The organism is Lederbergia citrisecunda, assembly GCF_018343695.1.
GTDB classification, from domain to species: Bacteria; Bacillota; Bacilli; order Bacillales; family Bacillaceae_C; genus Lederbergia; species Lederbergia citrisecunda.
The window spans coordinates 2,054,845-2,079,945 of sequence record NZ_JAGYPJ010000001.1 but is presented as its reverse complement, the minus strand read 5'-3'; the positions used below and the strand labels follow the sequence as shown (position 1 = coordinate 2,079,945).

Annotated in this window: 34 protein-coding genes; 25 read left to right on the top strand and 9 right to left on the bottom strand. The window is 35.3% G+C overall.

Features of this window, described 5'->3' with window-relative positions:
- Window positions 1-57 precede the first annotated feature (57 nt).
- The 5 genes from KHA93_RS10375 (at window position 58) to thpR (ending at window position 5,195) form a co-directional block, all read left to right on the top strand.
- Complete coding sequence (locus tag KHA93_RS10375; RefSeq protein WP_213110679.1) at window positions 58-762, top strand: ABC transporter ATP-binding protein; 705 nt, start codon at window positions 58-60, stop codon at window positions 760-762.
- The gene (locus KHA93_RS10370; protein ID WP_213110678.1) at window positions 755-1,933 is read left to right on the top strand and encodes an ABC transporter permease; all 1,179 of its coding nucleotides are present in this window, start codon (window positions 755-757) and stop codon (window positions 1,931-1,933) included. Before KHA93_RS10375 ends, KHA93_RS10370 begins: the two co-directional genes overlap by 8 nt.
- Before the next feature lie 84 nt (window positions 1,934-2,017).
- The gene (gene pepV / locus KHA93_RS10365; protein ID WP_213110677.1) at window positions 2,018-3,439 is read left to right on the top strand and encodes a dipeptidase PepV; all 1,422 of its coding nucleotides are present in this window, start codon (window positions 2,018-2,020) and stop codon (window positions 3,437-3,439) included.
- A gap of 13 nt (window positions 3,440-3,452) precedes the next feature.
- On the top strand, window positions 3,453-4,313 hold the full coding sequence (gene dat / locus KHA93_RS10360; RefSeq protein WP_213110676.1) for a D-amino-acid transaminase: 861 nt from the start codon (window positions 3,453-3,455) through the stop codon (window positions 4,311-4,313).
- Window positions 4,314-4,634: 321 nt separating this feature from the next.
- On the top strand, window positions 4,635-5,195 hold the full coding sequence (gene thpR / locus KHA93_RS10355; protein WP_213110675.1) for an RNA 2',3'-cyclic phosphodiesterase: 561 nt from the start codon (window positions 4,635-4,637) through the stop codon (window positions 5,193-5,195).
- Window positions 5,196-5,242: 47 nt separating this feature from the next.
- On the opposite strand, the gene KHA93_RS10350 is transcribed toward thpR, so the two are convergent.
- Window positions 5,243-6,100, bottom strand: a complete 858-nt coding sequence (locus KHA93_RS10350) for a helix-turn-helix domain-containing protein (protein ID WP_213110674.1) — start codon at window positions 6,098-6,100, stop codon at window positions 5,243-5,245.
- A gap of 79 nt (window positions 6,101-6,179) precedes the next feature.
- Between KHA93_RS10350 and KHA93_RS10345 the strand changes: the two genes are divergently transcribed.
- Window positions 6,180-6,989, top strand: coding sequence for a phytanoyl-CoA dioxygenase family protein (locus KHA93_RS10345; protein ID WP_349772277.1), 810 nt, complete (start codon window positions 6,180-6,182; stop codon window positions 6,987-6,989).
- 459 nt (window positions 6,990-7,448) lie between these two features.
- Here the strand turns inward: KHA93_RS10345 and KHA93_RS10340 are convergent, their stop codons facing one another.
- On the bottom strand, window positions 7,449-7,931 hold the full coding sequence (locus KHA93_RS10340) for a nucleoside deaminase (RefSeq protein WP_213110673.1): 483 nt from the start codon (window positions 7,929-7,931) through the stop codon (window positions 7,449-7,451).
- 473 nt (window positions 7,932-8,404) lie between these two features.
- On the opposite strand from KHA93_RS10340, the gene KHA93_RS10335 reads away from it, so the two are divergent.
- From KHA93_RS10335 to KHA93_RS10325, 3 genes are all read left to right on the top strand, one after another.
- Complete coding sequence (locus KHA93_RS10335) at window positions 8,405-9,352, top strand: NERD domain-containing protein (protein WP_213110672.1); 948 nt, start codon at window positions 8,405-8,407, stop codon at window positions 9,350-9,352.
- Complete coding sequence (locus KHA93_RS10330) at window positions 9,339-10,277, top strand: diacylglycerol/lipid kinase family protein (RefSeq protein WP_213110671.1); 939 nt, start codon at window positions 9,339-9,341, stop codon at window positions 10,275-10,277. The genes KHA93_RS10335 and KHA93_RS10330 overlap by 14 nt, the downstream gene beginning before the upstream one ends.
- Window positions 10,278-10,490: 213 nt before the next feature.
- On the top strand, window positions 10,491-11,270 hold the full coding sequence (locus KHA93_RS10325) for a phosphotransferase family protein (RefSeq protein ID WP_213110670.1): 780 nt from the start codon (window positions 10,491-10,493) through the stop codon (window positions 11,268-11,270).
- Here KHA93_RS10325 and KHA93_RS10320 read toward each other — a convergent pair.
- Entirely contained in the window at window positions 11,261-11,539 is a 279-nt protein-coding gene (locus KHA93_RS10320; protein ID WP_213110669.1) for a YtzH-like family protein, read from the bottom strand. The genes KHA93_RS10325 and KHA93_RS10320 overlap by 10 nt on opposite strands.
- A 95-nt stretch (window positions 11,540-11,634) precedes the next feature.
- On the opposite strand from KHA93_RS10320, the gene trmB reads away from it, so the two are divergent.
- Complete coding sequence (trmB, locus tag KHA93_RS10315; RefSeq protein WP_213110668.1) at window positions 11,635-12,273, top strand: tRNA (guanosine(46)-N7)-methyltransferase TrmB; 639 nt, start codon at window positions 11,635-11,637, stop codon at window positions 12,271-12,273.
- Between the two features lie 88 nt (window positions 12,274-12,361).
- Window positions 12,362-13,213, top strand: a complete 852-nt coding sequence (locus tag KHA93_RS10310; RefSeq protein ID WP_213110667.1) for a YtnP family quorum-quenching lactonase — start codon at window positions 12,362-12,364, stop codon at window positions 13,211-13,213.
- Window positions 13,214-13,246: 33 nt separating this feature from the next.
- On the opposite strand, the gene KHA93_RS10305 is transcribed toward KHA93_RS10310, so the two are convergent.
- On the bottom strand, window positions 13,247-13,558 hold the full coding sequence (locus KHA93_RS10305; RefSeq protein WP_213110666.1) for a PepSY domain-containing protein: 312 nt from the start codon (window positions 13,556-13,558) through the stop codon (window positions 13,247-13,249).
- A gap of 166 nt (window positions 13,559-13,724) precedes the next feature.
- On the opposite strand from KHA93_RS10305, the gene KHA93_RS10300 reads away from it, so the two are divergent.
- Together KHA93_RS10300 and KHA93_RS10295 are read left to right on the top strand one after the other, a co-directional pair.
- Window positions 13,725-14,795: a M42 family metallopeptidase gene (locus tag KHA93_RS10300; RefSeq protein WP_213110665.1), complete on the top strand. Its 1,071-nt coding sequence runs from the start codon at window positions 13,725-13,727 to the stop codon at window positions 14,793-14,795.
- Window positions 14,796-14,860: 65 nt separating this feature from the next.
- On the top strand, window positions 14,861-15,376 hold the full coding sequence (locus tag KHA93_RS10295; protein ID WP_213110664.1) for a DUF84 family protein: 516 nt from the start codon (window positions 14,861-14,863) through the stop codon (window positions 15,374-15,376).
- A gap of 18 nt (window positions 15,377-15,394) precedes the next feature.
- On the opposite strand, the gene KHA93_RS10290 is transcribed toward KHA93_RS10295, so the two are convergent.
- Entirely contained in the window at window positions 15,395-15,835 is a 441-nt protein-coding gene (locus KHA93_RS10290; RefSeq protein WP_213110663.1) for a YtoQ family protein, read from the bottom strand.
- A gap of 142 nt (window positions 15,836-15,977) precedes the next feature.
- Here KHA93_RS10290 and KHA93_RS10285 point away from each other — a divergent pair, with 142 nt between their 5' ends.
- A complete protein-coding gene (locus tag KHA93_RS10285) occupies window positions 15,978-16,487 on the top strand; it encodes a hypothetical protein (protein ID WP_213110662.1) in 510 nt (169 codons plus the stop codon).
- 37 nt (window positions 16,488-16,524) lie between these two features.
- Here the strand turns inward: KHA93_RS10285 and KHA93_RS23495 are convergent, their stop codons facing one another.
- On the bottom strand, window positions 16,525-16,647 hold the full coding sequence (locus KHA93_RS23495) for a hypothetical protein (RefSeq protein WP_267917277.1): 123 nt from the start codon (window positions 16,645-16,647) through the stop codon (window positions 16,525-16,527).
- A gap of 115 nt (window positions 16,648-16,762) precedes the next feature.
- Between KHA93_RS23495 and KHA93_RS10280 the strand changes: the two genes are divergently transcribed.
- The 3 genes from KHA93_RS10280 to ytpR all read left to right on the top strand — a co-directional run bounded on the left by KHA93_RS10280 (window position 16,763) and on the right by ytpR (window position 18,644).
- Entirely contained in the window at window positions 16,763-17,074 is a 312-nt protein-coding gene (locus KHA93_RS10280) for a thioredoxin family protein (RefSeq protein WP_213110661.1), read from the top strand.
- Between the two features lie 146 nt (window positions 17,075-17,220).
- Window positions 17,221-18,027: a DUF1444 domain-containing protein gene (locus KHA93_RS10275; protein WP_233711117.1), complete on the top strand. Its 807-nt coding sequence runs from the start codon at window positions 17,221-17,223 to the stop codon at window positions 18,025-18,027.
- 14 nt (window positions 18,028-18,041) lie between these two features.
- Window positions 18,042-18,644 (top strand): YtpR family tRNA-binding protein, encoded by a 603-nt coding sequence (ytpR, locus tag KHA93_RS10270; protein WP_213110660.1) that lies wholly within the window; start codon window positions 18,042-18,044, stop codon window positions 18,642-18,644.
- Window positions 18,645-18,743: 99 nt separating this feature from the next.
- Here ytpR and KHA93_RS23490 read toward each other — a convergent pair whose 3' ends face one another.
- Complete coding sequence (locus tag KHA93_RS23490) at window positions 18,744-18,875, bottom strand: hypothetical protein (protein WP_267917276.1); 132 nt, start codon at window positions 18,873-18,875, stop codon at window positions 18,744-18,746.
- A gap of 172 nt (window positions 18,876-19,047) precedes the next feature.
- On the opposite strand from KHA93_RS23490, the gene KHA93_RS10265 reads away from it, so the two are divergent.
- The 3 genes from KHA93_RS10265 to KHA93_RS10255 all read left to right on the top strand — a co-directional run bounded on the left by KHA93_RS10265 (window position 19,048) and on the right by KHA93_RS10255 (window position 20,357).
- On the top strand, window positions 19,048-19,467 hold the full coding sequence (locus KHA93_RS10265) for a universal stress protein (protein ID WP_213110659.1): 420 nt from the start codon (window positions 19,048-19,050) through the stop codon (window positions 19,465-19,467).
- Between the two features lie 225 nt (window positions 19,468-19,692).
- Window positions 19,693-19,872, top strand: coding sequence for a DUF4083 domain-containing protein (locus tag KHA93_RS10260; RefSeq protein WP_349772347.1), 180 nt, complete (start codon window positions 19,693-19,695; stop codon window positions 19,870-19,872).
- Between the two features lie 59 nt (window positions 19,873-19,931).
- The gene (locus KHA93_RS10255; RefSeq protein WP_213110658.1) at window positions 19,932-20,357 is read left to right on the top strand and encodes a hypothetical protein; all 426 of its coding nucleotides are present in this window, start codon (window positions 19,932-19,934) and stop codon (window positions 20,355-20,357) included.
- A gap of 81 nt (window positions 20,358-20,438) precedes the next feature.
- Here the strand turns inward: KHA93_RS10255 and lepB are convergent, their stop codons facing one another.
- Both lepB and KHA93_RS10245 read right to left on the bottom strand, forming a co-directional pair.
- Window positions 20,439-20,996 (bottom strand): signal peptidase I, encoded by a 558-nt coding sequence (gene lepB, locus KHA93_RS10250; RefSeq protein WP_213110657.1) that lies wholly within the window; start codon window positions 20,994-20,996, stop codon window positions 20,439-20,441.
- A gap of 91 nt (window positions 20,997-21,087) precedes the next feature.
- Window positions 21,088-22,011 (bottom strand): serine hydrolase domain-containing protein, encoded by a 924-nt coding sequence (locus KHA93_RS10245; protein ID WP_213110656.1) that lies wholly within the window; start codon window positions 22,009-22,011, stop codon window positions 21,088-21,090.
- Window positions 22,012-22,112: 101 nt separating this feature from the next.
- Here KHA93_RS10245 and KHA93_RS10240 point away from each other — a divergent pair, with 101 nt between their 5' ends.
- From KHA93_RS10240 to KHA93_RS10220, 5 genes are read left to right on the top strand one after another with little or no spacing between them, the layout of a single operon-like run.
- Entirely contained in the window at window positions 22,113-22,271 is a 159-nt protein-coding gene (locus KHA93_RS10240; RefSeq protein WP_213110655.1) for a hypothetical protein, read from the top strand.
- 23 nt (window positions 22,272-22,294) lie between these two features.
- Window positions 22,295-22,786, top strand: coding sequence for a GyrI-like domain-containing protein (locus KHA93_RS10235; RefSeq protein WP_213110654.1), 492 nt, complete (start codon window positions 22,295-22,297; stop codon window positions 22,784-22,786).
- A gap of 5 nt (window positions 22,787-22,791) precedes the next feature.
- Window positions 22,792-23,295, top strand: a complete 504-nt coding sequence (locus tag KHA93_RS10230; protein WP_213110653.1) for an NUDIX hydrolase — start codon at window positions 22,792-22,794, stop codon at window positions 23,293-23,295.
- A complete protein-coding gene (locus KHA93_RS10225; protein ID WP_213110652.1) occupies window positions 23,285-23,809 on the top strand; it encodes a GNAT family N-acetyltransferase in 525 nt (174 codons plus the stop codon). The genes KHA93_RS10230 and KHA93_RS10225 overlap by 11 nt, the downstream gene beginning before the upstream one ends.
- 1 nt (window position 23,810) lies before the next feature.
- Window positions 23,811-24,767 (top strand): phosphotransferase enzyme family protein, encoded by a 957-nt coding sequence (locus KHA93_RS10220; RefSeq protein WP_213110651.1) that lies wholly within the window; start codon window positions 23,811-23,813, stop codon window positions 24,765-24,767.
- The last annotated feature ends 334 nt before the right edge of the window (window positions 24,768-25,101 follow it).

The window sequence follows — 25,101 nt, the reverse complement described above, 5'->3', positions numbered from 1 at the left end:
ACTTTCATAAAGCCATATTCGTATAAAAAAATGATCAAAATGTAAGGTGTGAGCAAAATGTCACTGTTAGAAGTAAAGATAAATCAAGCAGGTTATAAAACGAATATTGAAACGATTAGGGATATCCATTTTTCGATAAAGAGATCCGAATTAGTTGGTATGATAGGATCCAACGGAGCGGGAAAAAGTACAACGATAAAAGCTTTTCTCGATGAGCTTCCTTTTTTGAATGGGGAGATTAAGAGAGAGGAAGGAAGCAATTATTCATACATACCTGAAAGGCCGATTTTTTATCCGGAACTAACGTTATGGGAGCACTTTGAATTTATCACTGCAGTGGAAGAACTCGGTGAATCCTCTCTTTCGTATGCAAAAGAAATTTTGAAGAAATTTCGTTTAATTGATAGGATTCATGAATTTCCAGGAACTTTTTCAAAGGGGATGCAGCAAAAAGGAATGATTGCGCTTGCCTTATTTACGAAACCGGACTTATTAATAATAGATGAACCATTTATGGGGCTTGATCCAGGATCTACGAAACTATTATTGAATATGCTAGAGGAAGAACGTGCGAAAGGGACAGGAATTCTTATGTGCACACATATTTTAGATACTGCGCAACGAATTTGTGATTCTTTTATCATAATAGAAAAAGGAACGATGAAGGCGGCAGGATCTTTAGACGATGTGATAGAAAAATGTGGAGCAGAGGATAGAAGTCTTTATTCGTGCATTTCCATAGAGGATGAAGTCGATGAATAGCTGGCAGCTTCTGTTTAAAAGAATCAGTCAAAATTGGAAACAGCAATTTGCTGTTGTTAAAAGAGTTGTAGATTGGACAGTGCTCGTATATTTAGTGATACCTACAATCGTCATTTCGTTTTTTATCTATCAATCGTGGTGGATTCAAATTCCGGGTTGGATGAGGATTTTACCTTTATCAGCGATTTTCGTACTTTTTTTCTTGTTTTTATGGGGAGATCATTTTTTAACTTATGTTCGTGAAGCAGATCGAATCTTTTTAAGAAAAAAAGAAAAGCTTTTTCTCGGGATGAAACGAGGTGGCATTATTTATTCCTATGCTTTTCAATGGTGGTCTGCCGCAACACTCTGTTTATTTATTGCTCCTTTGTGGTTCATCCATTTTGATTTACAAGTGGGGCAGCTTATTTTATTTGCGGCTTTATGGGTTTCATTGAAATGGTTTATTATGGCAGTAAAAGGAAAGTTAGATGTAGAATTACGAGGATGGAGAAGTTTATTAAGAGGTATTCCCTTATTTATTGGAGCGGCAATTATTTGGACATGGTGCTATAAAGCATTCATAAACGATAATATTCTAATGATTGCTACGTTAATATTTATCAATACAATCGTATCTATCTGGCTCGTACGATCACGTTTCACTTCTGTACATACGTTCGAAAAAGATTTGGCGATAGACGAACTCGAAAAAAATAAATATATGGAAATCATTTTTGGGCTTTCTATGGACATGGAAAAGATGCCTAAGCCTGTCCCTGTACGAAACAGTCCACGTTTATATTCCAAATCCAATCGAATATTTAAAAATCGTACACCTAAAAATGGTTTTATTGAACTTTTTATTAAAGCCACAACTAGGAATATTGAATATATTATCGGGTATTTTCAAATAATGGGTGTGACATCTGCGGCAATGGTGATCCTTCCGCCTATATGGTTAAAAGTTACGATGGCCTCTTTAGGAACGATATTTCTACTCATTTGGCTTGGCTCTGTTTGGCATAAGGTAATAGGGAGCCATTCTTTTACAAAGAAATATGCTTCTGAGGAAGGATATTTTGAAGGGAAGAAAATGGTAACGACTGTACTTGCCATTCCTTTCATCATCATTATTTGCTGTTCTTTTATCATAAACATTTGGATTCGTAATCATTTTTTCTTTTTCTGAAAGAGTAAAAAGATGTACAATATATAACAGAGTGATGATTAGTTAAGGCAATTATAGAAAGGGCCTTTGAAAAGGAGTATGATCATGGGTTCAATTAATTGGATAAAAGAAGTTGAAAAAAGAAAAGACGACTTAATTTCTGATTTGCAAGGACTTTTAAAAATTGAAAGTGTATTGGATGAGGAAAATACTTCGAAAGAAGCGCCGCTTGGAGAAAATGTAAGAAAAGCATTAGATTACATGTTGGAATTAGGCGAAAAAGACGGTTTTGTTTCAAAAAATAGTGGAAATGTAGCCGGACATTTAGAAATGGGAACTGGCGAACAGTTAATAGGAGTACTAGGTCATGTTGATGTAGTGCCTGCTGGAGATGGCTGGTCCGTCAATCCGTTTGAAGGTGTCGTACAAGATGGTAAAATTTTCGCCAGGGGTGCAATTGATGATAAGGGACCAACTATGGCCGCTTATTATGCGATGAAAATTATTAAAGACTTAAAATTGCCTTTGGAAAAACGAGTCCGATTAATTATTGGAACGGACGAAGAAAGTAAATGGCGCTGTGTAGATCATTATTTTCAACATGAAGAAATGCCTGTAATGGGGTTCGCACCTGATGCAGATTTTCCGATTATAAATGCTGAAAAGGGAATTGCCGATTTCGATCTTGTTCAAAACGTGCAAGAGCAAAATGAGCAAGCTGCGACTATAACACTTTTATCATTTGTATCGGGATTGCGTTATAATATGGTCCCTGATAAAGCAAAAGCTGTTTTGGATGTTAAAGAGAATCATACGGAACTTATGCAAATGTTTAACGATTTTTTAAGTAGTCAAGATTTGCAAGGACAATATTATGTGGAAAGTGGTTATTCTATCATTGAACTTGAAGGAGTTTCCGCTCATGGTAGTGAACCAGATAAAGGAAGAAATGCTGGTTTGTTGTTAGCTAGTTTTTTATCAACTGTTGATCTTGATAATAAAGGGATGACATTTGTATCATCTGCAGTTGCTTTCTTTTTTGGGGATTCACGAGGACGGAATCTTGGGGTTCAATATAAAGATAAAATTTCCGGTGAACTTACAATTAATGTTGGTATTATGTCATACAATGAGCAAGAAGGCGGAAAATTTGGATTGACAATGCGTTACCCTGTCACCTTTAAATGGAAAGAGGGTTTAGAAACTCTTACTAAATCTGTGGAAGAAAAAGGGTTTTCTGTCGCCAATCATACAAACGCTGAGCCACATCATGTCTCAGAAGATAGCGAACTAATCCAAGTATTAAAAAATGTTTATGAAATGCAAACACATCAACCAGCATCATTAATGGCAATTGGCGGTGGGACATATGCAAGATCATTAAAATCGGGAGTCGCTTTTGGGGCTTTGTTTCCTGGTCGTCCAGATGTTGCCCATCAAAAAGATGAATACATGGAATTAGATGATTTAGTAAAAGCAACAGCAATATATGCACAAGCTATCTATGAGCTTGCACATGAAAAATAGGGAGATGAAAAACATGGTAAAAGTAATGGTGAACGATAAAATCATGGATAGATCAGAAGCGGTCATTGATATTGAGGACCGTGGTTACCAGTTCGGAGACGGTGTGTACGAAGTGATTCGGATTTATGATGGTGTCATGTTCACGGGTGATGAGCATTTAGAAAGATTTTATAGTAGTGCCGAAAAAATTCAAATTACTGTACCTTTTCAAAAAGAAGAGTTGCTTGATTTAATGAATCAACTTATCAAAGAAAATAACGTTAAAGACGGTTCCGTTTATATGCAGCTTACTCGAGGAGCATCTCCGAGAAACCATGTTTTCCCTAGCAAAGATATAAAACCCGTACTTACTGCGTATACAAAAGAAGTGGCAAGACCAGTAGAATCCTTGGAGAATGGTGTTGCCGCAATGATTGCTGACGATATTCGCTGGCTTCGCTGTGACATAAAAAGCTTAAATCTTCTCCCGAATTTATTAGCGAAGCAGGCTGCCACTGAACAAGGCTGTTATGAGGCAATTCTTCACCGTGATGGTCTTGTAACAGAAGGTTCTTCGTCTAATGCTTATATTGTAGTAGATGGAAAAATTAAAACACATCCTGCTACGAACTTGATTTTAAACGGTATTACTCGTCAAGTTCTTGCTCGCATATGTCAAAATAATAATATTCCATTTGTAGAAGAAGCATTTACATTAGATGAGTTGAGAAATGCGGATGAAATTTTTGTTACAAGTACAACTTCTGAAGTAATGCCTGTTGTAAAACTAGATGGAACAGAAGTAGGCGACGGCAATCCAGGTGAATTAACAAGAAAGCTCCAAACGTTGTTTGTTGAGGAATTTGAATCCGTAAAAAAAGCTCATTCATTATAAAACAATAAAAATTCGGCAATCTCTATTAAGAGTATATTGCCGAATTTTTTTGTTAGAATACAACTCAATATAAAGCGTTGTGCAGTCCCTTAGTTCTATTTTTCTGTTCTATTGACGTTAATGGAAGTTCAATTCCTGTTTCTAGACGTTCAATTGTCATTCGGGGATGTTCAATTACCGTTTAAGCTAGTTCTATTACTGTTCATCCGAGTTCTATTGCCGTTCAAGACGAATCAATTGCCGCATAGGCAAATTACTTCTATTTTAATCCCATTTTTTATCCTTAAATGATCATAATAAATATTAAAAGGAATTGAGCTTATGACTGGACATTACTTTTTTGCTTTAGCACTTCCAGATGAAGTAAAGCAGTTGTTATTAGAAGAATGTAATCAAATCAAAGAAAAATATCCATTTAAAAAATGGGTTCATCACGAAGATTACCATATTACACTTGCTTTTCTGGGCCATGCAGAAGAAACGAAATTGGCAGAATCCGTACGGATAGTTAAAAAAGAAATAAATGATTTTCGATCATTTCAGTTGCTTATAAACAATACAGGTATTTTCGGAAATTCGAAAGCACCAAGAATTTTATGGGCTGGAGTCAATCATTCGGAATCCCTCCACACTCTTAGAGGAAAAGTTTACGACAGCTGTGTTCACGCTGGTTTTCAACTAGAAACCAGACCTTTTAATCCGCATATTACATTAGCAAGGAAATGGAATAGCGAAGATCCATTTTTATATGCGAGTTTTCAACAATATACAGCTCAGATCATGAATGAATTTATATTTATCGCAGACGAGGTTGTTCTTTATCATACACATCCCGAGAAGACACCTAAATATGAAAAGATAGAGTCATTTCGGCTTAAATAATTTGATAAATAAAAGTCTGAAAATATATATAGACAAGGCACCTAATATCAATCATGGAAGGTGCTTTTTGATTGTTCAGAAACCTGTTTTCGAAACATACTCGGATTTATTCCAAAAAAAGAGGTGAATTGTTTCGTAAAATAAAAGGGACTAGAAAAGCCTACATCTCTTGAAATTTCTGCAATCGGCGCATTTGTATGCTCAAGTAAGCGAGCGGCATGTCTCAAACGCATAGATAAAAGTGTGGCCATAATTGAACTACCTACTTGTTCACGAAATAAATGGGACAATCTCGAAGGAGATAGATTTACTCGCTTAGATAAAGATTGAATCGTATGTGGCTCTTTTAAGTTTTGGCTAAAAATTTGTAAAATTTCTTGTACACGCATATCATGCATAGGTCGGTTATTGTTATTTACTATTTGATTGACTAATAATAGAATTTCTTCCAACGCGTTCATGCTCAATTCCTTAGATAATGAATGGATGCCATGATTATCACGAATCATTCGTTTAAAACAATCTAAAATCCGATCATTTACATGATTTTGTTCAATTTTATAAAATAATAAGCCTTTTAACGGTTCGTGAAATTGAAGTAAATCAATCCATGTTTCCCTTGGAAGAAAATGTACCCAAACAAACTCCCAATGAGAGGTACGAGTCTCATACAGATGATATGTTTTAGGTTTAAGAATGGTGATATCACCTTTTTCAACGATTTGTATGTCATCTCCAATTTTAAATTGACCGTGACCGGATATTGTATAGGTCATTAGCCAATCCTTCGTCCCTTCAAATCTAGTAACTTTATAGCCTTTCTTTTGATTAAAATGGTCACATATAAGGACACCAGGAGAAGGGGCTGGAGTAATAATAGCAGGATTGTTAAGGTTATTCGTCATATCATTCATTCCTTTTTTTATTAAACCTATTTATTATTTAATTATAGATAATTTTCCGATAATAGGGAGTGAAATATCTGTGATAACTGAAAATACTGCTATGAATCAAAAGGAAATGTTCGATAAAGAAGGCTATTTAATTGTGAAATCCCTTTTTACAAAAGAGGAGATAGAACGATTAAAAGAACATTTCATGAATATCCATAAAAATGGACCGATACCGGGACATTTTTCACCTAAATCAAAGGAAGACGCAAATGGTGATGTGCTAAAAATGTATCCAAGAATCATGCATCCGCATAAAGTTGATCAACTATCGATGGATTATATGTTAGATGCAAGAGTTTTTGAAGTACTCACGAATCTTCTTGGCGAGGAGCCACTTGCAGCACAAAGCATGTTTTATTTTAAACCGCCGGGAGCGAAGGGGCAGGCACTTCATCAAGATAATTTTTATCTAAAGGTGGAGCCTGGCACCTGTATCGCTGCATGGGCGGCTGTTGATCCTTCAAGTATAGAGAATGGTGGACTCTACGTAGTTCCTTATTCACAATATTCCGAGCTGCAGTGTCCTCATGAGGCAGATCCTGAAAAATCATTTACTCGTGAAGAGGTGACTGTTCCAGAAGGATTAGAACCAATTCCTGCTATTCTTGAACCGGGAGATGTCTTGTTTTTTAACGGAAACGTTATACATGGATCATACCCGAATGTTTCTAAAGATAACTTTAGAAGATCGTTTATTTGCCATTATACTGGAATATCAGCGACTAAAATAGGTAATTTTTACAAACCTCTTTATCATCAAGATGGTACAGAAGAAGTTGAAATGGAAATAAGTGAATCCACACCATGTGGTAATGAATTTGAAGAAGTAAAAATGGGATAATGTCCATGTATTAAAAAGATGCATTTCATCTAGAAATGCATCTTTTTTTGATTTATATCTGGGAGCTTAATGTAAAGTGACAATAAAGTTATTTCATTTTTAAACGATAAACACGCATCACCACGTTCTGATTTTTGGACGGGGTAAAAATAAAGTTGGTTGAACTGCAATTATTCATATAACAATAAAGTCTTTTAAAATCTAAGTGTTATGCAACAAACGCGCCCGTTTGCTGAGAAACGAATATAAAACTTTGGTACCAAATGGGCTTTGTCATTTATTTATGATACGGTTCACCATGGTAATTTAATAGGCAAAAAAATAGCATTGGATTTTACCGATCAATGCCGCTTTTTTATTATTTTATTAACGTTAGACATTAATGTACCTAGTACAGTAGGCTTTTATTATCATATGTATAACCTTATAACAGCTCTAAATGTCCAGATCGTGTTATGTTTAACTTCTCCTAGCGTAAAACTGACGATGGAGTTGACGAACTTCCTCTGCTAGATTAGGAACAGGGCCATCTACTGTAGTATCACTGATAACATCTTGAATGGGTAGATTCCGAACACGCGATGGAGCAACGTCCAATTCAACTAACCATTGTACCAACTGTTCAGATGAACTTGCATAAACGACCCGACCTAAACCAACCCAACCGTGAGCCGCAGCGCACATAGGGCAGTGCTCCCCAGACGTATATACTGTCGCAATGCTTCTTTCTTCAGGTACCATGTTATTAGCTGCCCATCGCGCTATAGCAAATTCCGGGTGTTGGGTATGGTCACCGCCTGCCACGTGGTTATGATCTTCAAAAAGCACCTCTCCATCGGCTGAAACAAGTACTGAACCAAATGGCTCGTCACCTTTCTCCAGAGCAATTTTTGCTAATTCAACACAACGTCGCAAGTGCTTCAGATCTGTATCACTTATCATATTTGAATCCTCCTAGTCCTTTTTTTATTTTTCCATCAACATTTTTAAAAGAGTCCTATTTCATACTATAAAGCAAAACATAAATGGCTGTGTCTTTTTAATCTAATTTAACTAAACTGCTTACGTCTAGTATAATTAGATACCTTTATAATCTTAATTTTGACATAAATTTCTAATTCCCTCCTTGAATTTTATTCAAGAATATGGCCCTTTAATGAAAAACATGACTTACGTTTTTAAAAATCTTTATTGTAAATGAAACGATTTAAATTGTCATTAAACAACTTTATTGTCACTTACACCTAATAGTAAGTAATGGATGGTTCAAAATACCTATAAAATGCGTTTTTTTCAAAATCAATGATAAAACGATTACACTATCGTTAGTAAACGTCCTTTCTAATCGGTATACTACATATTATAATAGAGTTTACTTCAAGTTTTGTTAGCGATCGAGTAAAGGATGATTTACGATGGCTCAGCTCATCAAATTACAAGATTATGTATCTAGATATGAAACGGATATGACCCGGTATCCTGCTCAATATGTACGCTTGAAAAAGCAACAGTGGGAAAAATTAAAGGAAGCATGGGAATCCGGGACAACCCAATTCGAGAATGAATGGTTAAAACAAGAAATCTCTGCCGAAAAACAAGGTATCTTCAACAAGCTGAAGCAGTTCTTTCGGAGAGAAGAAGAAACATTTGTTGAAGAATTTGATGTTCAGCAGGAGAAAACAGATGAAGATTTCGCTATTCCAAATATTTTACATGCAGCTACTGAAAGCGAATTAAAACAACAATTTCTTGATCATCTTCTTCGTTTCCAAATAAAATGGGCGAGTTCTACAATTCACGAAAAATCATTTGTGAATGAAGAATATAACTATAGTGAAAGGCTGCAACATTTTTTACAAAGACTGCCTGATAACTTCCTTCTGTTATATGAACCTATTTTTCTATTGAAAAAAGCCCCAGTTGAGGTTGAGGTAATACTCCTTACACCAACTGAGATATGGTGTCTTGCTTTTATAGAAGATGAAGAGGATGCAGCCTATTTAGGCTCGAATGAGCATTTTTGGACAAAAAAATTACAGAGCCATGAAGGGAAAGTATTGAATCCCGCCATGTCCGCAAATCGTATGGGGAAAATAATAAAGCAGCTTTTTCAATTATACGAAGTGGAATTGCCGATTCGTAAAGCAATCGTGTCGAGAAATGGATTCATTGATTTTCCTGATGTGCCAGGTGATTTAATATTGTTGGATAAGCGCACCTATGAAGAATGGTTCCAAAGAATGAGAAACTTGGCTTCTCCACTAAAAATGATGCAAATTAAAGGCGCGAAAGCTCTTCTGGATTATTGTCAGACCACATCCTTTCGCAGGCCAGATTGGGACAAAGTAAATGACACTGAATGATAAAAGGAAACTTATTTTTATTATTAATCCCGCTGCAAAAAACGGGTACAGCTTACGAATTTGGAAGAAACTAAGTAGACAATTACAAGATATTCCTTATGAAGTATTTTTTACTGAAAAAACAAACGATGGGGCTAATATTGCTAAAAAGTTGGCGATGAAAGATTCTCATCCGCTCCTTATCGTCGCTGTCGGAGGAGATGGAACGATCCATGAGGTGATCAATGGGATTATGCAATTTCCTCATGTTACAATCGCCTATATCCCTGCCGGTTCTGGAAATGACTTTGCGAGAGGGTTCAGTTTGCCAACCGATCCTATGAAAAGCATTGAATTTATTGAAGAACTAATGGATTTTCCCGCAACTTTATTTGATGCAGGTACATATACAACAAATCAAGGTGAACGTGGATTTTTTGTAAATAGTATTGGGGCGGGATTTGATGCACTGATTTCTATGAGGGGAAATCGATCAAAAGCAAAAAAATGGCTAAATTCCATCTCACTAGGAAAGCTCGTTTATTCCTACTATGTTATTAAGGAACTTTTTTGTTATCGACCTACTACGTTAACGCTAGAGGTGGATGGGAAAAAAAGAATATATGATAAAACTTGGTTCGTCACTATATCTAATCAGCAATATTTCGGTGGTGGAATGAAAATCGCCCCACATGCGGATCCACGGGACGGAGAATTTAATATTACAGTAGTCCATCGTTTATCTAAGATTAAATTACTCTTTATCTTTATGTCGGTATTTTGGGGCGGCCATTTAAAATATAAAGAGGTAGATTCATATAATGGACGAGAGATTTCTATTTATTTTGAACAACCCGTACGAGTTCATGCTGATGGGGAGGATATTTCAGAAACTCCTTTTTATGTAAAAATCTTACCCAAAAGCTGGGGACTCATCCAAAAATGAGAATAATGGTAAATAAATTATTCTGATATTTAATGTTTTCCTTAAAAACGTCTTGACGAAAAATGAGGATTAGATATAAAATTTAATAACTGATAGCTATTGTAGTCGAATAATATCCGATAGCTGTCTTTTTTTGTTGAAATAGGGTTACGCGCTTTTATTACGATAATTCGGGGTAATCGCTCCGTTGGTATAAACGAAGGTGAACATAAAGTGGATTTTTCATTAGGGCAGGACTGGGAAATCACTCCTGCTGGCGGGGCAACAGGAGAAGCTTTTTTTGCAAAAAAAGATAATAAAAAGCTGTTTCTTAAACGAAATTCTTCACCATTTCTTGCCGTACTATCAGCAGAGGGGATTGTTCCGAAGTTGATTTGGACAAAAAGAATGGAAAATGGTGATGTGATTACCGCCCAGCAATATTTAATTGGCAGGGAATTTAAACCGAATGAAATGGCTGATAAACGGGTTGCGAAACAATTAAAAAAGATTCATGAATCGCAGCCTCTTTTAACGATGCTTACGCGTATGGGGAAAATACCATTTGGGCCTGCCCAGATGCTTGAAGAGGTGGATTCAACCCTCGATCAAGCATTACGAAATGTAAAATTGGTAAAAGATGCTCATGAATATCTAAGAAAAGAAATAACATATTTAGATTTCGAAGAATGGGCTGTATGTCATGGCGATGTGAACCATAATAATTGGTTGATTTCAGATAAAAATAAAATTTATCTAATTGATTGGGATGGAGCGATGATCGCGGATCCCGCTCTGGATCTTGGATTGCTTCTACATTGGTATATTCCAAAAAACAATTGGGAAACTTGGTTAGAACAATATGGTAAACCATTGACTTCCGAACTTGAATTACGAATGAAATGGTATACGGTTGCCCATACATTACTCTCAGTCCAATGGCATAAAAATAAAAATCGATTTAGAGAAATGGAATATTGGATAAATTATTTAGATCATTTTCATTATGAATAAGTGTTAATTTGACCTACCCACTGGGAGAGTTCTTCCTGGTGGGCATTTATATGACTCTCGAGATCGGGGGAATTTTTCCCTGATTGACAATATGTATATATTTCTTTTAAGAGTGGTTGAATTTCCGGGGATACGGAATTATTGGCGAGCAAGGATTTGACAAGTCTTCCTAATTGTTCACATTCCGAAACGGAACCGCAGCAATCTTCAAGGTGATTAACCAAGATATCTTGAAGTAACATAACTTGATCTTGATGGCTAAGTGACATTTTGAAAACTCCTTTTTACACTAATCGTATTGTAGCTAGTGTACGGATATTAGCCTGTTTTTATTCATATAAACATAACACGAGGTGTAATATACATGCGTTTAAGACATAAGCCTTGGGCAAAAGAAAAAATTGAAAATTACCCACAATACGTGATCCCGAATCCTGAGCAATATCGTGGAAACTGGAATGCATTGTTTGGTAATAATCAACCTGTTCATGTTGAAGTTGGTACTGGTAAAGGTCGTTTTGTGACCGGAATGGCAAAAGCAAATCCTGGAATTAATTATATAGGAATCGAACTTCAAGAAAGTGTAATTGTAGCAGCACTTGATAGATTGATAGATGCAGAGCTTCCAAATGTAAAACTGTTGAATACAAATGGTGAGGATTTGCAAAAGTTTTTTGCAAAAGGTGATGTAGGACGAATTTATTTGAATTTTTCCGATCCATGGCCGAAAAATCGTCACGAAAAACGACGATTGACACACGAATCATTTTTACGTATTTATGAAGATATTTTAATTGATCAAGGAGAAATTCATTTTAAAACTGATAATCGTGGTCTGTTTGAGTATTCGTTGGTAAGCTTTACACAATATGACCTAGCATTAAAATATATAAGCCTTGATTTGCATAATAGCGATTTTGAGGGAAATATCATGACCGAATATGAAGAGAAATTCTCATCGAAAGGTCATCCAATTTATCGATGTGAAGTAAAATACGAATAGGCTTGAATCCACTAACCGTGTTTAGTGGATTTTTTTTATTGGTCATCAATGTTAAAATCAACGTAATGAATGGAAGGATGTGGATTTCGTGGAAGTTTTTAAACTAGGAGCAATCACTTTAACTTGGTTGAATGGTGGAGTCACTCATATGGATGGTGGAGCAATGTTTGGGGTTGTTCCAAAGCCATTATGGACGAAAAAATATCCTGTTAATGAAAATAATCAAATTGAATTAAGGACTGATCCTATTTTTTTACAAGTAAATGATAAAAACATATTGATTGAATCTGGCATTGGGAACGGAAAGTTGACCGAAAAGCAAAAACGAAATTTTGGCGTGACGGAGGAATCAAAAATATCTGAGTCCCTCGCCGAATTAGGATTAACACCAGAGGATATAGATATTATTTGTATGACACATCTTCATTTTGATCATGCATGTGGCTTAACAAAGCCTGACATAAATGGTTTTGCTTCTGTTTTTCCAAATGCAGTTATTTACACATCTGAAGTTGAGTGGAATGAAATGCGAAATCCTAATATTCGTTCCCAGAATACATATTGGAAAGAAAATTGGGCGCCGATTAAAGATCAAGTTGTGACGTTTAAAGATGAACTGGAAATTGAAGGAGCAATCACAATGATCCACACAGGTGGACATAGTGAAGGTCATTCAATTATTGTGATTGAAAGCGCTGGGGAGCGTCTTGTCCATATGGGAGATCTTATGCCGACTCATGCCCATCAAAACGTTCTGTGGCTGCTTGCTTATGACGATTATCCAATGGATTCGATTCGAGCAAAGCAGACGTGGATTCCATCTATGATGAAAGAGGAAAATTGGTTCACTTTTTACCACGATGGACATTATCGTGCATTGAAGTGGGATGAAGAAGGCAAGATTTTGGATTCGGTGAAAAGAAATAGGGAAAAGAACTAGTAAAAAATCAGAGGAAGGATCACCTCTGATTTTCTATAATGGGTAAATATCTATAACACTTCCTGTATAAGCGTCAGCGATGAATTCATATTGCTGGCGTTCTCCGTTTTGTCTCGTCGTAATACCGCCTCGGTACACTTTCGTTTGAATAGCATATTTTTTATAATCCTCAGGCTTCATTTGCATCCAAGAGCCATCGATTTTTCCTTCTTTTTTAAAAGCGTGCTTTACATCTGCAAGAACTTCTTCTCCAGACAAAGGCATCGTTTCTCTTATTTTTTTACTTAAACAATAACCTCCGACTATACCGGCAACCGCCCCAGCAATAAAAGATTTCCAGTTCAAACGTGTGCACCTCCGAATATGATAAGTAATTTTAGTATACAGGAAACATATTAATTCTTCGACAATTAGCATTATCAAATATTTATATACAGATTGATGGCAAGAGCTATTCAACTTCTGTAAAATAAAAAATGTACATATATTGGAATGATCAGGAGGTCTAAATATGAATCAAGAAACACTCGAATTATTTAAAACACTTACTGAACTCCCGGGAATTGCTGGAAATGAGCATGCTGTACGCAGCTTTATGCGGGAGCAATTGAAAAAATATGCGGACGAAGTTGTTCAAGACCGTTTAGGCGGAATCTTTGGGGTAAAACGTGGAGATGAGAATGGACCGACTGTCATGGTAGCAGGTCATATGGATGAAGTTGGTTTCATGGTTACAAATATTACCGAAAATGGCATGATTCGTTTTCAAACGATAGGTGGTTGGTGGAGCCAAGTACTATTAGCTCAACGTGTTCAAATTATCACAGAAAATGGACCTGTAGACGGAGTTATTGGTTCCATTCCGCCACATTTGCTTAGTGACGAGCAACGGAAAAAACCGATGGATATTAAAAACATGATGATTGATATAGGTGCAGATGACAGGGAGGATGCCAAAAAAATCGGCATCAAACCTGGTCAACAAATCGTTCCAGTTTGCCCGTTTACTCCTATGGCGAATCCAAAGAAAATTATGGCAAAATCATGGGATAACCGTTACGGATGTGGATTGTCGATTGAGCTATTGAAGGAACTAAAAGATGAAAAAATTCCAAATATCCTTTATTCAGGAGCAAATGTCCAAGAGGAAGTAGGTTTAAGAGGGGCAACAGTTGCAGCGAATATGATTAAACCTGATATTTTCTTTGCACTTGACGCTAGTCCTGCAAACGATATGTCAGGAGACAAAAATGAATTTGGACAGCTAGGAAAAGGGGCATTACTGCGAATTTATGATCGTTCCATGGTTACCCATAAAGGAATGAGGGAATTTATTTTAGATACAGCAGAATCAAATGATATTCCGTATCAATATTTTGTTTCTCAAGGTGGAACGGATGCAGGTAAAGTTCATCTTTCTAACGAAGGGGTTCCTAGTGGTGTTATTGGCATCTGCTCTCGTTACATTCACACACATGCCTCGATTATTCATATTGATGATTATGCGGCTGCGAAAGAGCTTATTGTGAAGCTGGTGAAGGCGAGCGATCGTGCTATGATTGAATCTATAAAACAAAAATAAGAAGTGGTAAGAGGCGAAGGAAACTTTGCCTCTTATGTATGAGTATTTTTTAAAGGAGCGACAGCATGAAAATAGCAGTTGGATCGAAAAACCCAGCAAAAATCAAGGCAGCTGAAACGGTATTACGTAAGATCGGTTATATAAACGAACTTATTCCTTTAGATGCTCCATCGAATGTAAGTGGGATGCCGTTTTCTGATGAAGAGACGATAAGAGGGGCAATGAATCGTGCTGAATATTGCTTAACTCAAGGGGATGTAGATATTGCAATAGGACTTGAAGGTGGGGTGACAGAAACACCTCATGGTCTTTTTTTAATCAACTATGGTGCTTTAGCCGAAAAAGGCAAGAAGACGATTGTTGCAGGTGGAGCCCGAATTAAGCTTCCAGAAGAGATTGCTGCGCGCTTGAGAGCAGGGGAGGAGTTAGGACCTGTAATGGAGGATTATAGTAAGATTAAAAATGTACGTACCAAAGAAGGGGCGGTAGGTATTTTTACCCATGGGATGGTTAACCGAGATGAAATGTTTATGCATATAATGAAATTACTGGTTGGTCAAAGAGGAGACTGGCATGATTAAACCAGTCTCCACAATATTTTATTCAAATATATAAGCGAGAGCTTTAATCGCTTGGTTGACTGTTTCAACGGTTGCATTGGACTTTCTAGATAATTCTTTTAGCGGATGATGTAATTCTTCAGGGCGTATAAGAATCAATGGTTTTCCGAGAGTTACAGCAGCACTTGCATCCATTGCAGTATTCCACTGTTTATACTTTTCACCAAATAAAGCAATGATTAGATCAGCTTTTTGCATAAGTACTTGAGTACGTAAATTGTTAAAACTAGAAGCAGCAGCATCGCGGAAAATGGCATTAGGTTGTTCACCGAGTATTTCTTCTCCAATCGCATCTGAACGATCGTGATCTTCCATCGGCCCTACAAAATCTACAGGAAGCTGCAATGCCTTTGACTTTTCTTTAATTTCTTCACGCCAATTACTATGAATTTCACCAGCTAAATAGACGGTTAACCTCATGAATCATCCCTCCTATATGTAATACACAACATTGTATCATTAATTTCCATTACTTTCTTTGTACGGGTATGGGGTTGTCAATCTCTTTTTACGAGTAGTATGATAGACATATGAGTTTTGTAATATAGGGGGAAACTATAAAATGAAAAAAATGGTAGTAAGCGCTTTGATTATTTTAAGTGTTTTTATCATTGCAGCTTGCGGAAAATCAATAGATAAGGAAAAAATAAAAGCCGAGGAAAATGTTGAAAAGGCTTTTCAAGAAAAACCAGCAGACACAAATGAAGAGATTCAGTCCATTACATTTAATCTTCCAGCAGGATTTACAATAAAAGATGAATCTCCTAATAATATTATTTTGGAAAAAGGAGATCAGACATATATCCTTTTTTATAATCCTAATGAAGAAAGTAATAGCAAAGCACTTTATGATGGTGTCGTGGACCACGCAAATAAAGTAATTGTTAATAAAACATTTTCAGATAAAGAACGTTTTGGTTATTTAGTAATTAATGAAATGGATAAAAATATGTATGAAGTGACTGTCGGAATTGGTGGGATCAAAGCAACTTCTGAATCAGACTTAAAATCTCTCGCAACTGACGCAGAAGCTTTAATGAATATTGTTAATTCCACATCTCTTCAAGAATAAAGTATATTGAAAAGACGGAGGAAATCCGTCTTTTTTTTCAAGCTGTACAGTTGAAGAGCTTATCGACTAGCAATTTTGCATGTGCAAGAATGGGAACGAGTGAATTCGTTGGAAAAATAGACATATCAACAATGGGCTTTTCAACAACTGTTGTTTTCAAGTCATTTTACTCCATATTATTGGCCCTGCTGTGATAAGCTTAATCATATCGGAATTTATGAGAAAGCGCTGGATCAAACCGGGCCAAATGTTAATCAACATAGGAGGGAAATAAGATGGAAAAATTGCAATCCGTGGAACAATTTGAAACATTAAAAAATGAAGAGCGTACAATCTTTATGTTTTCTGCCGACTGGTGTGGAGACTGCAAATTTATCGAGCCATTTTTACCTAGACTCGAAGCAGATTATCCTGAATACACTTTTATCGAAGTAGATCGTGATCAATTTATTGATTTATGTGGGGATCTCAATATTTTTGGCATTCCAAGTTTTATCGCTTATCATAGCGGTGAAGAAGCAGGTCGCTTCGTCAGCAAAGACCGTAAGACGTTGGAAGAGATTGAAGAGTTTATTAATGGATTATAAAATGAATTAATTGAATAAATAGGAAAACCTCTACACAAAATTGTAGAGGTTTTTTAAACGAAAATATTTGGGTCCTTTCTTTGAGACTGAAGACATTTTCATGTAAAATGAAGGATAGTTTATGGCGCCCAAGGAGGGTTGAATGTATGAAAATGGATGAAAAGAAACTAAGGAGAGAGCTTGAGAAGAGGCTGGAAAAACACGGCCGTTCTTTTACATATGATCGTGAAAAGGAAACACTTCGGATTGAAAACGAGGAAACTGGAAAAGGGATTGAGGTCGCTCTTCCGGGGATTGTGGCAAAATGGCATGAGCATAAAGAGAATGCGATTGACGAAGTTATTTATTATGTAGAAGAAGCGCTCGAGGTTATGGGGAAAGAACAAACCTTGACAGGAAGTGAAAAGAAAATATATCCAGTAATTCGGTCTACTTCTTTTCCACTTGAAACAAATGATGGTATCCAGTTTATGACGGATGACCATACAGCCGAAACAAGAATTTATTATGCTCTCGATCTCGGAAATACATATCGAATGTTAGATGAGAAATTAATTGAAAAAGAGGGGTTAGATCCGCAAAAAATTCGTGAAATAGCCCGTTTTAATGTCAGGTCATTATCTACTCAAATGAAAAAAGATGCGCTTGCAGGTAATGATTTTTATTTCTTGAATACGAACGATGGCTATGATGCGAGCAGGATTTTGAATGAAAAGTTCCTTCAAGAAACAGCCGAAACAATTGAAGGTGATATGGTGGTTGCTGTTCCTCACCAGGATGTTCTAATTATTGGAGATATCCGCAATGGGACAGGCTACGATATTCTAGCCGAATTAACGATGAGTTTTTTTACTTCCGGAAATGTTCCAATTACGGCACTTTCATTTGTTTATGAAGATGGAAAATTAGAACCAATCTTTATCTTAGCAAAAGACCAAAAAAAAGAAGACTGAAAGGGGATTACAACATGAATGTATTTTATAATTTAGAAGGCGTAGGAGATGTTCTACTTATCAATTTAAGTGATATTGAACATAGAACATTTGAGAGAAAAGGGGACGTTGCCCGTATTTATGATGAACAAACGAATAAAACGGGTGGATTCAATTTATTTAATGCTTCTCAGTACATTCAAATGGATGCAAATGGTCAGGTGGAATTAAATAAAGAATTAGTCGATAAAATTAATGAAGCGCTTGAGAAAAACGGTTTTGCAGATAAGCTTGAGGCTGATTTCTCACCTAAATTTGTTGTAGGCTTTGTAAATGAAAAAGAAAAACATCCAAATGCAGACAAATTAAGTGTTTGTAAAGTAGATGTGGGAACGGAAGAATTGCAAATTGTCTGCGGTGCACCAAACGTCGATGCAGGCCAAAAAGTCGTTGTCGCAAAAGTAGGCGCGGTGATGCCAAGCGGAATGATTATTAAAGATGCAGAGCTTCGCGGAGTACCTTCAAGTGGGATGATTTGTTCTGCGAGAGAATTAGAACTTCCTAACGCACCGCAGGAAAAAGGGATTTTAGTTTTGGAAGATGAAAAATATAAAGTTGGACAGGAATTTAAGTTTTAATCATTGTTACAGTATCAGTTTGCGATTTTGTTGATTGAAGCAGAAATCACTGTATAAGATTAATTAAAATAAAAATGCGTTGAGAAACAATACATTTTCTCAACGCATTTTTATTTTTTGTCCGTGCTTAACCTTATAAAGCTCCTGTAATGGAGGAATATTTTCAAACATACCATCTTCAAGCATGTCACATATCCCAAATGATTCCGCATGTGGTTTAATTGTATTCAAAAAAAAGCACTTGATCATTAATTCATTGAATCTATTAGAAATTGGGGAAATTAGTATGTTGCGGTAAATGATAAAGTTGTATTAATATAAAGTGATAAAAATGAAGCTATAATCATTTTGAAAAAACGTACAAAATGGTAGCTAAATCTTTTTATAGAAGGCGGGGAACAGAATGTACAAAAGAATATTACTGGCAGCAGATGGATCTGAAAACTCTATTCGCGCAGCTAAAGAAGCGGTGAAAATTGCTTCCTTTACAGAAGACTCAGTCGTAGAAATTGTATTTGTTATCGACTATTCAAAAAGATCAAGTGAGATACTCCAAAGTAAAGATGCTGAAACGTTGGATTTTGAACGTCGAAAAAAGCTCCTGCCTGTTGAGGAAATGTTTAACCAAGCAAAGATTACATATAAAGTAACATTGCTTCACGGGGAGCCAGGTCCACTCATTGTTGAATACGTTAATAAACAAACATGCGATATGGTTGTCATGGGAAGTCGCGGTTTGAATGCGTTGCAAGAAGTGGTACTCGGAAGCGTTAGTCATAAAGTGGCGAAAGATGCGAAATGTCCAGTTTTGATAGTAAAGTGAACGGATTTAAAGTCAATACAAGCAGGGTATGAAATCGTATACGATTCATACCCTGTTTGTTTTATTCTATAAAAGGTTTGGAATAAAAAAGGAATTTTATTAATGATAAAGAATTTAAATATGTTATATGGTAATCTTTAGGAGAGTATTATATTGAAACTAGGTCAGTATTAAACTTATTGTAAGTTTTTTTTGCTATAAACCTTATGATATTTATGTTTGGAGGTGGAAAGTATTAATATAGGTGATGTATTATTTCAATTATTTAGTTTTGGATTTCTTGTATTCACAATTGTATTAATTGTATTACTATATCATTCTTATTCAAAACGAAGAAATCAGCTTGATAGAATTGAGAAGAAGCTCGATGCTTTAAACGAACAAATAACATCCGCGAATGAATAACGGATTTTGATTAGTCATTCTTATTTTTAGAAAAAAACAAACTATTTAGAGGAGATACTATGAAAAAGATAGTCATAGTTTCTTTGTATATCATGATGTTGTTATCTGGATGCCGAACTTCAGATCCTAACATGGTTGATTTGGAGGAAGTTCTATCTGCTTTTAAAGAACAAAACTTATTGCTTGAAGTCACGAAAGTTCCAACTAAAAACATATTTGGAATGAAACTTAATAGAGTAAGACCTGATTCGTATAAATTAGATGACAAATTGTTATTGATCTATATGTATACTTCAATTAAAGAACGAGAAAAAGCTTTACAAGATTTTCGGAATAAAACTGCGACTTTCAATCTAGTATCTTTCACTTATTATGAAGTTAAAAACGTGTTAATTTTCTATGTGCACGGACTTGATCTGAGTAAAAAAGTTGCAATAGACGAAAAGATTCAAAAAGTTGTAGGTGAGTTAAATGAACAAAGGTAGAGAATTCACCTCAATAAAAAGGAAACCACATTTAAAATGAGGTTTCCCATAAATGTAAGCTTATATTTTTTATAAACAAGATTATTTAACAACCTGAAAATGTTTAAATGGCCAGTATTTTATTTTTGCTGAGCCGTACACTTCTTCTATTGGAATAGCACCAATATGTCGACTATCTGTACTATGTCCTCTATTATCACCCATTACAAACAAATGACCTTCTGGCACAATATCATTACCAATTGGAGTATCCTTTAATGTAAACGAATATGTAAAAGGAACATCGAGTACATTCTGTTTTTTATATTCATCTAGGTAAGGTTCTTTATATGCTTTTCCATTAATATATAAAACATCGTCTTTATACTCGATCCGGTCACCGGGTAATCCAATTATGCGTTTTATTAAATTTTTATTGTCATTGGTATGGAAAACAATAATATCAAATCTCTTTGGTTCTTTTAAAGAGTATTGCAATTTATTTACAATCATTCGGTCTCGGTCATGCAATGTCGGCATCATTGATGATCCATCAACTACAATTGGTGTTAATATAAAGTGCCGAACAACAACTGCTAACACAATAGCAATGAGGAACGCTTTTAGCCATTCCAAAAGTTCATTCTTCTCTTCTCTCATAAAAAATCCTCCTTTTTAATTCACTTTTCATGTGCAAGCGTAAATGTTTTCTAGTACTTTAAACTTAGAAAAATTAATGTGTTAGAACAATTTACTCAATGAAATAGTTAATCAAATGTTTTTTGAATATGTCCAATGGAAGAAACGTATCGTTGAAAAGTTCACTAGTGAATACCATAACAAATTCAAAAGCTGGGTTAATAATAATAAAATTACCACCATAACCCATTGCGAAGTAAATAGGAAATCTAAGTCGATCATCCTCTAAAATCCACCAATGATAGGCATATGATCCAATCCAATTGTAACCTTCAACTTTTTTTGAGGTAGATGCTTTAATCCAATCTTTAGAAACGATTTGTTTATTTTTCCAAACCCCATCCTGTAACATTAAGAGGCCAATTTTCAATAAGTCTTCCGATTTTAAGGAAAGACCAAAACCGCCAATTCCAATTCCTTTCGAATCTTGATGTAGTCTGAACTCTTTAATTTCCAATGGTTTGAAAAGCTTTTCGAATAAATATCTTTCCAAAGTCATACTAGAAGTCTTTTGAATAATAGCACTTAATAAATGAGAACATCCTGAATTATACGACATGTTTACTCCAGGAGCTGTGACCATTTTTTTGTCCAATACAAAACCAACCCAATCTTTACTGTTGATCATTGGGAAAGGACGACCACCCCAAGCACCAAATTCCTCCCATTCAAATCCAGGAGTCATTGTTAGTAAATGCTCTACTGTAATTTTTTTCTTATCACCTTCTAATTGGGGAAAATAATTGACAATCGGGGTATGAAGATCATGAATTAGTCCCTCATCAATGGCTATTCCAACTAAGATTGAAACAATACTTTTAGTGACGGAATTGATTTTATGCAATTTGTTTTTCATTTTATTATTTTTATAGTATTGAAATACGTTTTTTCCATTATGGTGAATGATACATGAACTTATTTTTTCCTTCTTTATCTCTTTTTCTAGTAAATTTAAAGTTTTTATTGTAAGTTCCATAATTCCTCCAATTTCTTTCAAAAACTATTACCAATTTTTAGAATTTATCAATTATAATTATATTAACAAATTCTGTCTCATATGTGAAAGGTGGATTGGTTTTGGACGGTAATGGATACTTTGTTGGTTGGGGGACGCTCACTTTAATTAATGCAGGATTAGCGCAAGCAAAGAATAGAAGTGGATTAAATTGGTTTTTACTTTCCATCATACTTGGACCAGTTGCTACTTTTTTACTTGTGATAATGGAAAAAAAATAAACTTATTAAGGGAGATTTGAGAGATGACAATCAATCAAAAAAATAATGCCGTATTAACTTCTAAAGAGGCTTTCCACGCAATTGGATTAAAGTGGGAAGGAACATTTGCTGAAGCAGGTGCGGGAGCGATTCGTGAAATTCAAACTGAGCTGAAAGAGAGATTAAAAGAGATTCCTCATATCATAAATCCGGATATTATGCTCGGTCTTTCCTATCATGCTACACCTGGTGGCGATGGTTTTACCCATTATGCTGCTATTGAAGTAGAGAAGGTGGACAACATTCCTTCTGGTATGGTAAGCATTTTTGTTCCTACGTTGACGTATGCAACATGTGAGCATCATAAAGATCAAAGTATTGAACGTTCATATGATAATATTTACGATTGGATTAGGTCCGAGGGGTTGAATGAAAATAATGTAGACCATTTAACTCATTTTGAAAAATATCCGATGAATCAAGATCCTTATTCGACTGATCCTGAATTTACGATTATGATTCCTGTTACTAGGTGATCCAAATGAATTCTATATATGTTAACTGGAATGGAAAGGTTAAATTAACATGGTTTTTTAGTTCTGTTCTTCCAGATCAGAAATTAATTACTAGTGTTCACGGGTTTTGCTTCTATAAAAATCAATTATTAATGATCGATTTAGATGATAGAGGTTGTGATTTCCCAGGAGGGCATATTGAAGCAGAAGAAACTCCAGAAGAATGTTTTAAGCGCGAGGCGATGGAAGAAGGATATGTTGAAGGTGATTGTCACCTTTTAGGCTATATTGAGGTCAATCATCAGGAAAACATGAATTGGAATGAAAATAGCCCTTATCCATTAATAGGTTATCAAGTTTTTTATCGTATGGATATTCAAAAAGTCCATCCTTTTAAAGGAGAATATGAATCTTCAAAGAGAATATTCATTACACCTAGTAAGGTATCCGATTATTACGATGGGTGGAATAAGGTTTTTAACGAAATTTTGAAAGAAGCAATGCGAGGTACGGTCATTAATGAAAATTAGAACTGAAACATATGAAGACTATAAAGCTGTTTATGATATAAATGTTGAGGCGTTTGGTAATCGAGAAGATGAATCGAATTTGGTAGAGAGAATTCGAGAATCTGATGGTTTTATTCCAGAACTGTCCATTGTCGCAGAAAAAGACGGTAAAGTCATTGGACATATATTATTAAGCAAGGCAAACATATGGAAAAGTGATAAAACTACAGAAGTAATTGTTCTAGCGCCTATTGCTGTTAAGCCAGAATATCAGAAAAAAGGTATTGGAAGCAGTTTGATTCACGAAGGATTAGAAAGAGTAACGGAATTAGGATATGGACTCGTTTTATTAATAGGGCATCCTTCTTATTATCCGAGATTTGGATTTAAGCCTGCACGCTCATTTGGGCTAGAATTACGGCAGTTTGACGTTCCTGATGATGTATTTATGATTTGTGAACTTAGAACAGGTGAACTTGAACGGATTCAAGGGGAACTTCGATACCCAACAGCATTTTTTGAAGAGGGAATGTAAAGTGAATGTAGAAGAAATGAATAACATATTAAAAAGTGTAATAAATAGTGAAATTTATGAAATTAACCTTCAGTCAGAAGGATTTCAGAATATAGTAGCAACGTTTAAAATAGATGAAAGTCAATATGTTGCTCGGTTTAGTGATAAGAAGAAAAAATGGATCGAAGCTGAAATTTTATGGTTGGATTATTTGCATAATAAAGGAATTCGTCTTGCAGCTCCTGTTCAATTCGAAGGATTGGAAAAAATAATTGAAATCACCATGAATCAAGAAAGATATTGGCTAACTTTTTTTCACCATACGGGTGGTCATCCTGTTAATGTATTGGAGAGTACTGAATGGAATGGTGAATTTTTTTATCGATGGGGCAGGCTGCTGGCAACTTTGCATAATATTTCTGGTGCTTCTTTTGATCGACCAGAAGGTAATGCAAACATAAGATCTGATGAAAAATGGGTGAATGATTATTACAAGCATTTAAATAAAAAGCTTATTAACTTTCTTAAGACTCCAAACAATTTTGGACTTATCCATAAAGACCTTCATCAAGGTAATTTCCATATGGTGGACGGTGAGATTGTTCTCTTTGACTTCGATGATTGTGCATATTATTTTTTTGCTCAAGATTTAGCTGTGTCCATCTATCATGCTTTATGGACAGGAACTTCTTTTCATCCAGAATGGGACGATTTCCCTCACTATTTTCTTACATATTTTTTAAAAGGGTATCTTTCCATGCGACAACTTTCAGAAGAGATGTATGGACAGCTTATTATCCTTTTGCAATTGAGAGAGTTGTTTTTATACACATTATTCAAAGAACAGTGGAATCCGGAAAATATGGAAGACTGGCAGTTTGAAAAGTTAAGGGAATTAGAAAGTAATATAATAGAAAAGCGGATTCCGTATGAAAAGGAGCTAGAGAAAGTAAAGCATTATTTTATTAGGTCAGTATAATATTAAAAGTGGTGGATCATATGATCGTCATGTTTTTATCAATATTATTAATTGTAACTTCCCTTGCAGTTTTGATTGAAAGAAAAAATACAAAAAAAGGGGAAAAGTTTCTCTTCTACTTAATAATATTTATCGGTATTTATATTTTAGCTTCTAACAACAATTGAGAATACAATAACTTCTAATTTTCTATTTTCTCAAGCTGAAAAACCTTTCCTCAAACTGGCTATAATTGAAAGGGAATTGGATAAGCTTTTGATCGAAAAGAATAACGTTATCAGGTAATGGTGATAACCCAATACTTATTATTTTCCAAAACTCAACAAAAATCCCC